Raw genomic sequence first — 432 nt, 5'->3', positions numbered from 1 at the left:
TGACCTCGCTGGCCGATTGCTCGATCAGCACTTTGACATCAGCCGAGGCCGACGCAGCCGATTGTGCCAGCCGCCGCACTTCCACCGCCACCACGGCAAAGCCCTTGCCGGCATCACCGGCCCGCGCCGCTTCCACCGAGGCGTTCAGCGCCAGAAGATTGGTCTGGAAGGCGATGTCATCGATCAAACCGATAATGTTTGAGATCTTGCCCGAGCTCTCGGTGATCCTTGTCATCGCCTCGGTCGCCTGGCTCATCACCTGCCCGCCCTCTTCGGCGGTGCGCGTCACGTTCGATGCCGCCGAGCTGGCGTCATGGGCCCGTTCAGCATTGGCCAGTACCGTGGTCGCCAACTGTTCCATGCTCGCCGACGTCTCTTCAATGGTCGCCGCCTGCCGCGTGGTCCGCTCGCTCAGATCATTGGCCCCGCTGA

Annotated in this window: 1 protein-coding gene; it reads right to left on the bottom strand. The window is 63.9% G+C overall.

The features are described 5' to 3' along the window. Positions 1 to 432: methyl-accepting chemotaxis protein (locus ABFY71_RS18720; RefSeq protein ID WP_347947379.1), on the bottom strand; the 432-nt coding region annotated here is incomplete at both ends.

It is taken from the genome of Devosia alba, assembly GCF_039938915.1.
In the GTDB taxonomy this organism is placed as follows: Bacteria; Pseudomonadota; Alphaproteobacteria; order Rhizobiales; family Devosiaceae; genus Devosia; species Devosia alba.
Note: the sequence above shows the minus strand (reverse complement) of the source record. Positions and strands in the feature narration are given on the sequence as shown.